Origin of the sequence: Pontibacter sp. E15-1 (genome assembly GCF_022601975.1) — a bacterium.
Classification (GTDB): Bacteria; Bacteroidota; Bacteroidia; order Cytophagales; family Hymenobacteraceae; genus Pontibacter.
Genome location: NZ_JAKVIR010000004.1, coordinates 1 through 12626 on the forward strand (window position 1 = coordinate 1; position 12626 = coordinate 12626).

Genomic DNA, 12626 nt, shown 5'->3' on the forward strand with positions numbered 1-12626 from the left:
TTCCCAAAGAAGATTCACGCTGTCACCAAAGAGGGGTTTCTGCTAAAGGTGCTTGGCTTCTTGTTAGCCAACCATTTCTCTTTTTACCTTTAGAGCCTACCACACAACTTGAGTTAAATATAATTGTTTAAGTTGTGAATGGTTAAATATTTAAATGAAACTGCATGCTGTAGTTAGGTTAGAAACTGCATGCTGTAGTTAGGTTATAAATTGTTGCTATCAACCAATTAGTAATAGTACTCTGGATGGTAAAAGGAATAATGTACCTATTGAAGGTAGGTTCTTATTTTAATCAAAAAAAGGAATAATGTGTCTATAAAGTAACATGGTAATTATGTTAAAACTCTAGCATGAAAAGTAGACTATGGTACAATTGACTTTGATAGGGACTTATAGTATAAATTTGTAATTGCAATTATTTTGGCAAAAGGTAACATTATTTATTTGGTGTTTTTATACAATTATCTTGCTCTTCTCTTTTTCTGCTCTTGCTTAGATATTCCGGTGATGTTGGTCAAAAGCCAGTATGTGTACCTCAGTTATACCACGTTGCTGGCTCTGGAGAAGTTGGTTCTTAAACCAGCCACAGCCTATAAAAACACGTGGGCCTGAAGCGACACCAACGATGCTTCAGGCCCACTATTATGGCTGCTGTTGCTTACAACTTGTTTACGCGAACGGGCGGTGGCGGAGGGGGAAGGTTCGGTAATTCGCCATACTTTTGCTGGGCCATCGCCCGGCTGCCACCGTGGCTTAAGTCATAGATCTCCGTTTCTCCGGATTTCAGGTGTACTACCATCATTTGGATGAACCTATCGTCCATATCCTTGATTTTCCAGCCAACCTGGTCTATTTCGGGGTTCCGCTTCAGAAAGGATTTGTAATCAGCGGCATGGTCTGATGCGGCCGGAACGTATTCTACTATATTGTCTGATACTGGTGGCGGGGGAGGCGGGAGGACAGGCAGCTTCTGATTGAACTCGAGCACTGCGGGCGCATTTTGGTTCTTCTTGGTGGTTATCGCAATCACGCCGCTGGCTGCCCCCTTTCCGAAAACTTCGAGGGCCGTTTCCCCTTTAATCACATTCACGCTTTGTATTTCCTCAGGGGCTACCTTATCGACAGCTTCTTTTGTCGATTCTTTCCCATCCAGGTAATAAAGGGCTGCTGCTGCCGGCGTACTCGCTTCTGTGCTGGCTTGTTCCGCTATACTGGCAGGCGCGGCTATCTCGGGGACTTCTTCATTACAGGCGGTAAAGAGCAGCATCGGTGCCGCAGTAAGCGGAACCAGCACGGCATATCTGGCGACATGCAGCAGGGAAGACTGTTTTTTGTTCATCATGGCGATACGTTTTTTTATAGTGAGAAAATTAAAATTGTTGCCTAAGACCGAAACCGGGGCCAGGCTGCTGATCCGGACGAGGCTGTATTGGTATGTTTTTGCGTCGAGGCCGGTTTGTAGCACTTTCCTGTCGGCTATAAACTCCAGGTTCTCCCTCATGGCGTCTTTGAGTAGCCACACGCCCGGGTTAAACCAATTGAGCAGCAAACCTGCCTCCGCCAGCAGCACATCCAGGGTGTGCCACTCTTTTACATGGACCTGCTCGTGCCGGAGTATGGGCAAAAGCTCCTCCTGCCGGTGCAGTTCGGGGTTCAGGTAGATCGATTGCCAGAAGGAGAAAGGGTTGATGTTTTCCGGTGTGTTCCTGTAGGTAAAACCCGCATGCCTGCCCAAGCTGGAGCGGGTATGGATGCCGCGCAACGACAGCAACTGCAGGGCCAGCCGGAGAAGCATACACGCCACGCCTGCCCAGAAGATCAGAGATATCAACCACCAACCATCCACCATAAAACCTGATTCGGTAGCGGGCGATACTTCCACCGCTTGCCAGCTTTGTGCCATCACGGCTATTTTGCTACCTAGCTCTTCATTCTGCTGCAGCACAGCAGACAGATCCACAAAGGGATAAGTAGCGGAGAAAAGAATGCCAAACACCAGGAAAAGGCGGTTGAGATGGTAAAAGGTGAGCCGCCGCAGCACAAAATGGTATGCCAGGTAAAACAGCAGGAGCGCTACATTTGCTTTCAGCAGGTACAAAATCAGAGCAGGCATATCATTTTGATTTTTTGTTCTCGATCATGTCTATAATCTCTTTCAACTCCTCAGCGCTGATCTGCTGCTCCTTCGCAAAGAAGGCCACCAACTCTTTGTAGGAACTCTTGAAATAATCGCCCACAAAGCCTTTCATAAACCGTTTCTTGTAATCCTCGGCTTTTATCAGCGGCGCATACCGGTAGGTATTGCCCAGCTTCTCGCTTTTCAGGAACCCTTTCTTCTCCAGGTTCTTTACCGTGGATGCCAGGGTGGTATAAGGTGGCCTGGGGTCCGGCAGTTTTTCGAGAAAATCCTTGATAAAGCCGCCATTGGCTTGCCATATCACCTGCATGGCCTCTTCTTCCTGTTGTGTTAGCTTTTCCATGCTTCTACGATGTTTTCGTATAGTTACGAAAGTTTCGTAACAAGGTCAATGGTATGAGGCATTTATTTGATTATTTTTTCCGGATACAGGGTAGGAGCACGCAGGCCTTGCTTTGCATTTAGCGTAGCGAAAGAAACCTACAGCCGTGGGCGGCGTCTAAATGAGTGCACCTTATACCTTAAAAACTATGAAAGCCATACTTGTAAAAAAGCCCGGCGGGCCCGAGCAACTGGCACTTGGCACGTACGATAAGCCACTGCCCAACCCAACAGAACTGCTTGTGAAAGTGCATGCCACCGCACTCAACCGCGCCGATACGCTGCAACGTCAGGGCAAGTACCCGCCGCCGAAAGGCGCAAGCCCGCTGCTGGGGTTGGAGATAGCCGGCGAAGTGGTGGAGGCAGGTATAAATTGTACCCGGTTTAAGAAAGGCGATCACGTATTTGGCCTGTTGCCCGGCGGCGGGTATGCCGAGTATGCCCTTCTCCACGAGTCGATGGCGCTGCCTATGCCCGGTAACCTGAGCATGGAGGAGGCTGCCGCCATCCCTGAGGTGTTCCTGACGGCGTATCAGGCCCTCGTGTGGCTGGGGCAGCTAAAGTCCGGTGAGCGGGCGCTTATACATGCCGGGGCGAGTGGCGTGGGCACGGCGGGCATCCAGTTGGCGCGGGCACTGCAGGCCGAGGTGCTCGTCACGGCCTCGGCAGGGAAACTGCAGGCCTGCCTCGACTTGGGGGCACACCGGGCCATCAATTACAAGGAAGTTGCCTTTGCGGATGAAGTGCTGGCCCATACCAATAGCGAAGGGGTGGATGTGATCGTGGATTTTATCGGCGGGCCCTACTTCGCGGCCAACATCGAATGCCTGCGCCTCGACGGTCGCCTGGTCATGCTCGCCAGCCTGGGCGGCGGCAAGGTCTCAGACTTTGACCTTCGGAAGCTCCTGATGAAGCGCCTGCACGTGATGGGCTCCACGCTGCGCTCCCGCACACGCGGCTACCAGGCAAAGCTAACGGAGGAGATGTGGGCCTTTGCAAAACCTCATTTCGAGAGCGGCCAAATCAAGCCGGTGGTAGATTCCATATATGATTGGCAGGACGCAGCCGATGCCCACTGGTATATGGAGCAGAACAAGAACATCGGCAAAATCGTGCTCAGGGTTAGCTGAGACACTAGACACTAGACATTAGATTTTAGACGCTAGACGAAGCTATACCTCAGTATAGCTATTTCTGGCTACTGAGTGAAATGCCGTCTCAGGTCTGCTTTCGAGGTATAAATTTGAGGGAGAAATGAAGAGCTCGTTTAATTTCCCATTTAACCAATGTATGAGCACGTAGAGACGCAAAATTTTGCGTCTCTACCTATTTTGGATCTCTACTGCTAATGTGCCCGAAGCTGTTTCACGAGTACGGCGAAGTCTTTCGGGTAGGGAGCCTCGATTTTAACGGGCTCCTCGTTCAGTAACCTGAAGCCCAGGTTAAACGAGTGCAGCGCGAAACGCTTGATAAGCGGAAGCTCCTCTGTCTGCTGCTTTAGGTTGTAGCCGCGCTTGTGCTTCAGGTTGCTGAGGTATAGCTTTTCGCCCCCGTACAGTTCGTCGTTCACAATGGGTGCTTTCAGGTGGGCCAGGTGCACCCGGATCTGGTGCAGGCGGCCCGTAACCGGAAGGCACTCCACAAGGGTATGGCGGCCATAGTTCTCCAGGGTGTTAAAGTAGGTCTCAGCGGGCTTGCCCTTCGGCGACAGCCTGGCCACGCCTTTTGCACTCGGGTCGATGGCGCGGTTTACCAGCTCCTCCTCAAACTTGTGGGTGCCCCAGGCCACGGCATGGTATACTTTATATACCTGGCGCGCCTCAAACTGCATGGCCAGGTGGCGGTAGGCCGCCGCGTTTTTGGCGAAGGCCAGGCAGCCGGATGTGTCTTTGTCGAGGCGGTGGCAGGCCTGCAGGTCGGGGTAATACTGCCGGGCAAGCTTAAGCAGGTTTGTGGTGTTGGGGGTACGGTCCTCCAGCGTCGACAGGAATGGGGGTTTGCTCACCACGACAAAGTCCTCATTCTCGAATATAATCAGGTCTTCAAAAACCGGGTATTTCATGCGTTGGTTATAAAATCAGGTAGAGCCACTGGTTGCAGCCATTTTTTTGCAAAGATACGCAAATTTGACTTGTCTGTGTCGGGTGTGCCTGCCGCCTCCCTGTGTAAGGCTTTATATACCTTCAACGCACATCTTCTGATCAACTCCCGCCTCTGGGCCCTTTTCGTCACATCTTTTGCGGCCTTCATCACATTTAGTTTTCAAAGCCGGTGAGGTTGCCTACTCTTGTTCTATATATCGAAGCCACTCATACCTTGAGCCCAAAACTATGAAAGATAGCACACTAAAGCGGCTGCTGCCCGCAGATCTATATACCCCTGCCGTTTTCTCCGTCGCGTTTATCATCGCGATCGGCTGCGCGCCAACCGCCTCTATACCCACGGATGCAGCCCGGCTATTTTTCCGTGCCCGGCCTGTGCTGGCAGTTAACCTGACGCAGACGGAAGGAGCGCCCGACGCTACAGTCCCAAAAAAGACAGCAAACCCGCCCGGCCTGCTCGGGCCCGGAGCGGAATTCGATTACAACAGCCTGGTCAGCCGCCTGGTGCACGAAGCGGTAGCCTGCGTTGCGGGCTTGTTCTGCGAAGACTTCGGCCAGCGCAGGCGGCCGCTGCCGCGTGGGTCCGGCACGCGCAGTCCAGAGGCTGTAACAGTGCAAGTAAGGGAGGGTTTATATATAAACGAGGCGAAAAACTGGTGCGCGAACCCCGTTTTATCCCGCCAAAAAACTGACGCGGCTATATACAGACAGGCCCCTGCAGCTTCTATACCTACTTGCTTTCTATACATTAATTGATTTAACTACAGCCATATGTTATCCTTGTTTTACAAAAGCGCTACCATGAAAGACCTGATCATCAAACCCACCTTCCTAAATAAAGTGGAGTTTTGGGCAGCAACCACGATCTATGTTTTCGCCGTGTTTTTCCTGAGTGCAAACGCGGTAAATACAAACAGAGGGTTGTTTGATGAGGCCCTGATCCGGTTTAACTACTACGAGAATCACTTTTTGCCGCAGCTTGTCCGGTATACCGTGCTGTACCTGGTGTTCTTGCTGCTGAACTACACCGTGGTGCCGAGGCTCATCCGAAAGGAGGCGCTGTTCCGGAGTATCCTGTTGATTGTCGCGTCCTTCCTCGCCATCGGGCTAGTTTTCGGCATTGTGGACACATACCATAAGGCGTACCTGTTTCAGGAGTACAGCAGCCAGCAGGCCACCTACAACGCGATCTTCCAGGACAGCTTCCACTATGCCCTCTGGCTGCTGCTCATGTTTGGCTTCTATACCATCATGAAGTATATCGGCCTGTACCTGCTGACCAATTCAGAGGCGATCCAATCGAGGTACAGAATCATTACCCGCGATGCGCTGGGCGCTTTTATGCTTTGGATGATCAGCATGTTTTTGTTGCTCCTGATAAACGCGGACGGCGCAGTGGTTGTCAGCTGGGGGATTTTCGTGCCGTTTGCCATCGCCTTTTACTGCTACTCCTTTTACTCTCTCATTCCGAAGGCTCTGGGCAAGAAGCATGCTTTCCGGTCTTATATGTTCAATTCCTTTCTATTGATGCTGGTATCGGTGTTACCCGTGATGCTGTTGGGTATGCTGCTCATCCACAACGCTGAGGGGGGCCTAAGCATCAGCTTCATGAATATGGCGTTCCAGCTGCTTATCACGGTGCCGCTGTCGTGGGTGCTGTTCAAGCGCCAGATGCAGGGCAACGAAGAGCTTTTTATGCTGCGGCATGAGTTGGGGCAGTCTAACGCGAACCTCGACTTCCTGCGGTCACAGATCAACCCGCACTTTCTGTTTAACACCCTCAACACGCTTTACGGCACCGCCCTGCAGGAAAACAGCGAGCGCACGGCGCAGGGCATACAGATGCTGGGCGATATGATGCGGTTTATGCTGCACGAAAACCACCAGCAGAAGATCCTGCTTTCGCGGGAGAGCGAATATATGCGCAACTACATCGCGCTGCAGTCGCTGCGCACCTCCACCACCCCCGACATCGTGATCCAGGCCAAGCTAGAGGACGTGCTGGACGAGAAGTTCATCGCGCCGATGCTGCTCATCCCCTTTGTGGAGAACGCCTTTAAGCATGGCATCAGCCTGAAGCAACCCTCCTGGATCAGGGTAACGCTGCACTACGAGCAGGACAAGCTCTACTTTGATGTCTATAACAGCACCCACGCCAAAAAGGAGCAGGACCCGGAGAAGGGCAAGTCGGGGGTGGGGCTGGAGAACGTGCGGCAGCGGCTGGCCCTGCTGTACCCCGACAGGCACGAGCTGGTGATACGGGAGACGCTGGAGGAGTTTTTCGTGCACCTGACGCTGCAGCTGTAGCCCGCCCCCCCAATGGGATTCTCTCCGAAAAACAGTATCTTATGACAGAAAGACAGTTATATGAAGGCAATTGCGATAGACGATGAACCGATGGCGCTGGAAGTGGTGCGCTCCCTCGCGGCGAAAGTCCCATACCTGGAGTTGGTGGCCTCGTTCACGGACGCTTTCAAAGCGCTGGAGTACCTGCAGCAGGAGCCCATCGACCTGCTCTTTCTGGATATAAAAATGCCGGATATAACCGGGCTGGAGTTTGTGACCAGCCTGCAGAAAATGCCGCTCGTGATCTTTACCACCGCCTACTCCGAGCACGCCGTCACCAGCTTCGAGCTGGATGCCGTCGATTACCTGCTGAAGCCGTTCTCGCTGGCCCGGTTCGTGAAAGCCTGCAACAAGGCGCAGGAGCTCTACCAGCTGCGCAGCGGCGCAGACACTTCCAAAGACTACCTTTTTCTGAAGACCGGCTATGAGCAGGTAAAGGTGCTGTATGATGAAATACTGTATATGGAGGCCGCGGGCAACTACGTAACCTTTGTGCTGCGCGACAAGAAGCTGCTGACGCGCATGACGATAAGCGAGGCGAGTGAGCTGCTGCCGGCAGAAAAGTTTACCCGCGTGCACCGTTCCTACATCGTGGCCAAAGACAGGATCGACAAGATAGAGCGCCACCAGGTCTGCGTCCAGGGGTATGAGGTGCCGGTCGGGGCTTCTTATATGCAGCAGCTGCAGGTATAGTCCCCGCTGTTAGAGGATTTCATTATCCGATACCCGCTGTTACGGATTTCTTAATCCGTAACTTTTACTGAAGCGGATTTCCTAATCCGCGTTAGCAGGACCACGGGGATTAGGAAATCCCCGGCAGGTGGCTTTCGGACTGAGAAGTCCGAAAGAGCGGTTATGATATGATTATCAACAACCCACAATCTACAATAAAAGCATCAGTCTTTCTTCGCCTTCTGCAACTTGAAGCGGATGGTGGTGCCTTTGCCGATTTCGCTCTTTACGGCGATAAACGACTTGTGCGCCTCCACAATGTGCTTGCAGATAGCGAGGCCGAGGCCGGTGCTGGAAGTGTCGCGGGAGCGGCTTTTGTCGATGCGGTAAAAGCGCTCGAAGATGCGGTTGATGTGTTCCTGGGCAATGCCCTCCCCGTCGTCTTGCACGGTGATGGTATACTTGCGGCGGCCTTCTTTAAAGTATACCCAGATGTTGCCGCCTTTGTGCCCGTACTTGATGGCATTGTCGAGGAGGTTGATGAAGACCTGCCGAATGCGGTTCTGGTCTGCAAACAGCATGATTTGCTCTTCCGGGGCAATTTCCAGATGGAGCGCGACCTGGTGCTGCTCCGCCTTTTGCTCCAGCTGTTCGAAAACATGGTGCACAAGCTGCACCGCGTCGAAGTTGCGTTTCTGCATCTTCACGACGCCTTTCTCAAACTGCGAGATGCTGATCAGGTCCTGCACCAGCACATCGAGGCTGTCCAGGCTGTTGGCGGCTTTCTGCAGAAACTTGTCGCGCACGTTCGGGTCGTCCATGGCACCGTCCAGCAGGGTATGGATAAAGCCCTGTGCCGCAAATATCGGCGTCTTCAACTCATGCGACACGTCGGCCAGAAACTCGCGGCGCATGTGCTGCAACTGCTTCAGCTCGTCTATCTCCTGCTGCTTCTTCTCGGCAATCAGGTAGATGTCTTCCTTTATCTTCCGGAGCGGGTCGGCCGTGAAGCTGGACTTGCTCTCCACTTTGTCGAAATCCTGGCGCTTGAGTTTCTCCAGGCTCGAGTACACGTTCTTCACCTCCCGGAACACCAGCGCCTCATACGAGAAGTGCACCAGTATAAAGCAGCTGATAAACACGAGCACCAGCGCCACAAGCAGGCCCTGCGACGAGAAGTAAGTGGCTAAAGCAAGAAAGGCGGTGAGCACCAAAGCCACCGCCAGTGAGATAAAAAACGCAAGTGTGCGCGAGTTGAAATTCATGTACTAGTGCTTCGCCAAATTAAGAATTAGAAATTAAGAATTAGAAATGAGGCACAAAAGCAGTTTTTATTCCTATATAAACAAACGCTATTTCTGGTAATTAAATTGGTCGAGTACTAGTCGTTGTTGAACTTATAGCCAACGCCTTTAATGGTCTTGATATTCTCCTCGCCGATTTTCTCCCGCACTTTGCGCACATGCACGTCCACGGTGCGGGCAATCACATACACATCGTTGCCCCATACGTTGTTGAGGAGCTCCTCGCGGGTGTATACCTTGTTGGGCGTGGCCGCCAGAAACGACAGCAGCTCAAACTCTTTCTTCGGCAGCGTGATTTTGGCGTCGCCTTTATACACGGCAAAGCTGGTGCGGTCTATGCGCAGGTCGCCGATCTCGATCACCTGGTTCTCCTCTTCCTGCAGCGCATCGCGGCGGGTATAGGCTGCCAGCCGGCTAAGCAGCGCGCGGGGCTTTATGGGCTTGGTGATGAAGTCGTCGGCCCCGGCCTCAAAGGCGGCCACCTCCGAGAACTCCTCGGAGCGTGCCGTCAGGAAGATGATGTGTGTGTTGCGAAACTCTTCCAGCTCACGCAGTTGCCTGCAGGCGGCAATCCCGTCCAGTACCGGCATCATCACGTCCATCAGGATAATGTCCGGTTTCACGGATTGCGCCACGGCCACGGCCTGCTTGCCGTTCTCTGCTTCCGACACGTCATACCCTTCGCGCGTCAGGTTATACTGCAGCATTTCTACAATGTCGCGGTCATCGTCTACTACTAATACCTTGTAATTGGTTGCTGTTTGCACGATACACTAGAATTAGCGGTGAGTTGAAAGGCTTGCCGGCAACCGGTATAGAAACGCCCTCGAGACAGCTTTCCGCTGGTTGCCTGGTCCTGCTTTCGACGTAAATATATCATTCCTGCCCGCAATTCAGCACCGCTTCATCAAATCATAATATTTTGTTAACAATGGGAAGGCCCAGAACTGAAGACGCCGGCATGGAGCCGGCGTCTTCAGTTCTGGGCAAGTATCTCAGACCGATGCTTCAGGTTCTTGTATTCGTAGAGGTTTACCTTCACGGCTCCCACCACCATCTCCGCCTGAATCAGCACCGGGATTTTGTTCTTGTCGTCGGAGAGGTATACCGTAATCGCATTCTCGCCCTTAAACATTTTGTTGTCCGGCATCCTGGGCACCAGCTTGATGGCCCGGATGTCGCCTGCCTTGGTACTTACCACCTCGCGCCCCTTGTAAGTTACCTGCATGCTGAAGTTCTCCTCATCAAAAAAGCCCTGCATGTTTATCTTGTCGCCTATCCGCATTCTGTCGTAGTCGAGGGTGCGGAGATAGTAAAAGCCGCTCACGATGTCCTGCACGTTGTCGGGCACTTTATAGTCTTCCGTTTCCTTGGCCTTATTTTTTTTCTTTTTCTCAACGAAGGCGGTATTGGCAAAGTGGTTGAAATCCACGGTTTCGCGTTTGCGGTAGTTGCCCTCCTCGATGTTGCGGTAAGAGCGCTGCGGCACAATGGCTGCGGTGTCTATGTATGACTGCCAGGTGTCGCGGATTCTGATAAAGAGGTCGAAGGAGCTGTTGGTTTTACCCGTGACGGTGGCGCGGTAGCAGGGCCTGTTGTTGACGCGGTGCAGGGTAGGGGCCACATCGATCACCGCCTCTGCCGCCGTGATGACGCCGTAGTGTACCTTGTATTTCAGCACCTCGCCTGAGGAGAAGCTCTCGTTGGGGACACTGCGCATTCTGTCTTTTGCGGCAAAGCCCGCCAGTATGAGGGTAAGAATAAGGAGTCCGGGGAAAAACTTCTTCATGGTGCGTTCTGTTGCGAATTGGTGAGTTATGAGATTAACCCTATTCAAGTTTTATACCAATATCTGTGGCTGGCTTAAGTTAGAGCAAGTTTAAAATTCATCTTTTGGGCTGCAAACCGTCCAGCAGGAACCTGAAGCGTATTGCTGTCACTCCATAGGGTTGCTATATGGCTCAAAATACGCTTCGCCAGAGCCCTTCCTGAAGAATTTTCGCGCCTAAAAACGAAATTTAAACTTCCGCTTAAGTTAAACATACATTAGGTACAAATCAATTCAAAAAAGAAAAGGGCGTTGTTTAGTACAACGCCCTTTTTGCTATTTCAGGTTCGAAAACAGTGTTCACTCAGCTTCTGTGGAGGCAATGGCAGCATCGTCCAGTGCGGCAGCGGCCTTTTCGGGCTCGCCTTTCACGATGGCTCTGATTTTGTCTTCGATCTCCTCCATCAGCTCTGGGTTGTCCAGCAGGATCTGCTTTACGCCGTCGCGGCCCTGGCCCAGCTTATTTCCGTCGTAAGAGAACCATGAACCGGATTTCTGCACGATGTTCATGTCCACGCCCAGGTCCAGTATCTCGCCTACTTTAGAGATGCCCTCGCCATACATGATGTCAAACTCCACCACCTTAAACGGAGGGGCCATTTTGTTCTTCACTACTTTTACGCGGGTGCGGTTACCGGTAATGTTGTCGGCGCTCTCCTTGATCTGGCCGATGCGGCGGATATCCAGGCGTACAGAGGCATAGAATTTGAGGGCGTTACCGCCCGTGGTGGTTTCCGGGTTACCGAACATCACCCCGATCTTCTCGCGCAGCTGGTTGATGAAGATACAGGTACAGCCGGTTTTGTTGATCGTGCCGGTCAGCTTACGCAACGCCTGCGACATCAGACGCGCCTGAAGGCCCATCTTGCTGTCGCCCATGTCGCCTTCCAGTTCGCCTTTCGGCACGAGCGCGGCCACCGAGTCAATCACGATAATATCTATAGCGCCCGAGCGGATCAGGTGATCGGCGATCTCGAGGGCCTGCTCACCGTTGTCCGGCTGGGAAATCAATAAGTTTTCTATGTCAATGCCAAGCTTCTGGGCGTATGCCTTGTCGAATGCGTGCTCCGCATCAATAAAGGCAGCCAGGCCACCTTTCTTCTGTGCTTCGGCAATGCAGTGCATGGTAAGTGTGGTTTTACCGGATGATTCCGGCCCGTAAATCTCCACAACACGGCCACGTGGCAAACCGCCGATACCCAAAGCAATATCAAGCCCAAGCGAGCCAGTGGATATAGCAGGCACGTCTTCTACCTTGTTGTCGCTCAAACGCATAACGGTTCCTTTGCCGTATGTCTTGTCAAGCTTATCCATGGTCAGCTGTAACGCCTTAAGTTTTTCGTTGCTTACACTCATGTGTTTAGTTTATTTAGCTTTATATTGAAGGTGAAATTACTACTTTCGGAGGCAACTTGCAACTAAGCGGGCGGGAATTTTGCTAATTATTTTAGTTGGTTGCTGCTGTCTGATCTTAACAAAGGCTGTGCTGTTTTTGTGCCGTTCTATGCGCTTTTTTATTGTCCGGTACAGCCTATTCCTATCTTGTTTTTTATTGATATAGAGTTGGTTTGCGCAAGCACACGCAAAAACTGCTGCTCCTTATAAGAAATACCAGTCTAGATACAGAATACTAATCATGTTGGGATTTTAAGTGCCTCGCTTGGTTTTGGGAAGCAAAGCAGCCTGTAGGGGAGTGGCCGGGGTATGATTCAGAAGAATGGAGATGCTGTTTGAGGGGGAAATATACTATACGTCTCGCTGCAGCTTTTCTGTAAATTTACTCCTTGCTTCTCTGTAAAACTCCCTCTCTATTATGTTGTGGTTTGTCAACTGGCAGCCTTGGGCAGTGGCACTTG

General features: G+C 51.9%; 11 protein-coding genes. 4 read left to right on the plus strand and 7 right to left on the minus strand.

From position 1 onward, the window contains the following. Window positions 1–658: 658 nt before the first annotated feature. Together MKJ04_RS03735 and MKJ04_RS03740 are read right to left on the minus strand one after the other, a co-directional pair. The gene (locus MKJ04_RS03735) at window positions 659–2113 is read right to left on the minus strand and encodes a M56 family metallopeptidase (RefSeq protein ID WP_241639525.1); all 1455 of its coding nucleotides are present in this window, start codon (window positions 2111–2113) and stop codon (window positions 659–661) included. A 1-nt stretch (window position 2114) separates the two neighbouring features. Next, window positions 2115–2480 (minus strand): BlaI/MecI/CopY family transcriptional regulator, encoded by a 366-nt coding sequence (locus tag MKJ04_RS03740; RefSeq protein ID WP_241639526.1) that lies wholly within the window; start codon window positions 2478–2480, stop codon window positions 2115–2117. A 187-nt stretch (window positions 2481–2667) separates the two neighbouring features. Between MKJ04_RS03740 and MKJ04_RS03745 the strand changes: the two genes are divergently transcribed. Continuing rightward, window positions 2668–3648 (plus strand): NAD(P)H-quinone oxidoreductase, encoded by a 981-nt coding sequence (locus tag MKJ04_RS03745; protein ID WP_241639527.1) that lies wholly within the window; start codon window positions 2668–2670, stop codon window positions 3646–3648. 215 nt (window positions 3649–3863) lie between these two features. Here the strand turns inward: MKJ04_RS03745 and MKJ04_RS03750 are convergent, their stop codons facing one another. Further along, the gene (locus MKJ04_RS03750) at window positions 3864–4580 is read right to left on the minus strand and encodes an RluA family pseudouridine synthase (RefSeq protein ID WP_241639529.1); all 717 of its coding nucleotides are present in this window, start codon (window positions 4578–4580) and stop codon (window positions 3864–3866) included. A 268-nt stretch (window positions 4581–4848) separates the two neighbouring features. On the opposite strand from MKJ04_RS03750, the gene MKJ04_RS03755 reads away from it, so the two are divergent. From MKJ04_RS03755 to MKJ04_RS03765, 3 genes are read left to right on the plus strand one after another with little or no spacing between them, the layout of a single operon-like run. Further along, on the plus strand, window positions 4849–5376 hold the full coding sequence (locus tag MKJ04_RS03755) for a hypothetical protein (RefSeq protein ID WP_241639530.1): 528 nt from the start codon (window positions 4849–4851) through the stop codon (window positions 5374–5376). 15 nt (window positions 5377–5391) lie between these two features. Next, on the plus strand, window positions 5392–6927 hold the full coding sequence (locus MKJ04_RS03760) for a sensor histidine kinase (RefSeq protein WP_241639531.1): 1536 nt from the start codon (window positions 5392–5394) through the stop codon (window positions 6925–6927). A 60-nt stretch (window positions 6928–6987) separates the two neighbouring features. After that, on the plus strand, window positions 6988–7659 hold the full coding sequence (locus MKJ04_RS03765) for a LytR/AlgR family response regulator transcription factor (RefSeq protein WP_241639532.1): 672 nt from the start codon (window positions 6988–6990) through the stop codon (window positions 7657–7659). Window positions 7660–7862: 203 nt separating this feature from the next. Here the strand turns inward: MKJ04_RS03765 and MKJ04_RS03770 are convergent, their stop codons facing one another. From MKJ04_RS03770 to recA, 4 genes are all read right to left on the minus strand, one after another. Then, the gene (locus MKJ04_RS03770; RefSeq protein WP_241639533.1) at window positions 7863–8903 is read right to left on the minus strand and encodes a sensor histidine kinase; all 1041 of its coding nucleotides are present in this window, start codon (window positions 8901–8903) and stop codon (window positions 7863–7865) included. A gap of 116 nt (window positions 8904–9019) precedes the next feature. Next, window positions 9020–9709 (minus strand): response regulator transcription factor, encoded by a 690-nt coding sequence (locus tag MKJ04_RS03775; RefSeq protein WP_317246698.1) that lies wholly within the window; start codon window positions 9707–9709, stop codon window positions 9020–9022. Window positions 9710–9918: 209 nt separating this feature from the next. Continuing rightward, on the minus strand, window positions 9919–10731 hold the full coding sequence (locus tag MKJ04_RS03780) for a DUF3108 domain-containing protein (RefSeq protein WP_241639534.1): 813 nt from the start codon (window positions 10729–10731) through the stop codon (window positions 9919–9921). A 339-nt stretch (window positions 10732–11070) separates the two neighbouring features. Continuing rightward, window positions 11071–12126, minus strand: a complete 1056-nt coding sequence (gene recA / locus MKJ04_RS03785) for a recombinase RecA (RefSeq protein WP_241639535.1) — start codon at window positions 12124–12126, stop codon at window positions 11071–11073. Window positions 12127–12626: the final 500 nt, after the last annotated feature.

Bases quoted from the DNA above. Each gene is read 5' to 3' on its own strand.
- MKJ04_RS03735 (WP_241639525.1), bottom strand. From the start codon at position 2,113: ATGCCTGCTCTGATTTTGTACCTGCTGAAAGCAAATGTAGCGCTCCTG.
- MKJ04_RS03770 (WP_241639533.1), bottom strand. From the start codon at position 8,903: ATGAATTTCAACTCGCGCACACTTGCGTTTTTTATCTCACTGGCGGTG.
- MKJ04_RS03755 (WP_241639530.1), top strand. From the start codon at position 4,849: ATGAAAGATAGCACACTAAAGCGGCTGCTGCCCGCAGATCTATATACC.
- MKJ04_RS03745 (WP_241639527.1), top strand. From the start codon at position 2,668: ATGAAAGCCATACTTGTAAAAAAGCCCGGCGGGCCCGAGCAACTGGCA.
- MKJ04_RS03765 (WP_241639532.1), top strand. From the start codon at position 6,988: ATGAAGGCAATTGCGATAGACGATGAACCGATGGCGCTGGAAGTGGTG.
- recA (WP_241639535.1), bottom strand. From the start codon at position 12,126: ATGAGTGTAAGCAACGAAAAACTTAAGGCGTTACAGCTGACCATGGAT.
- MKJ04_RS03780 (WP_241639534.1), bottom strand. From the start codon at position 10,731: ATGAAGAAGTTTTTCCCCGGACTCCTTATTCTTACCCTCATACTGGCG.
- MKJ04_RS03760 (WP_241639531.1), top strand. From the start codon at position 5,392: ATGTTATCCTTGTTTTACAAAAGCGCTACCATGAAAGACCTGATCATC.
- MKJ04_RS03740 (WP_241639526.1), bottom strand. From the start codon at position 2,480: ATGGAAAAGCTAACACAACAGGAAGAAGAGGCCATGCAGGTGATATGG.
- MKJ04_RS03750 (WP_241639529.1), bottom strand. From the start codon at position 4,580: ATGAAATACCCGGTTTTTGAAGACCTGATTATATTCGAGAATGAGGAC.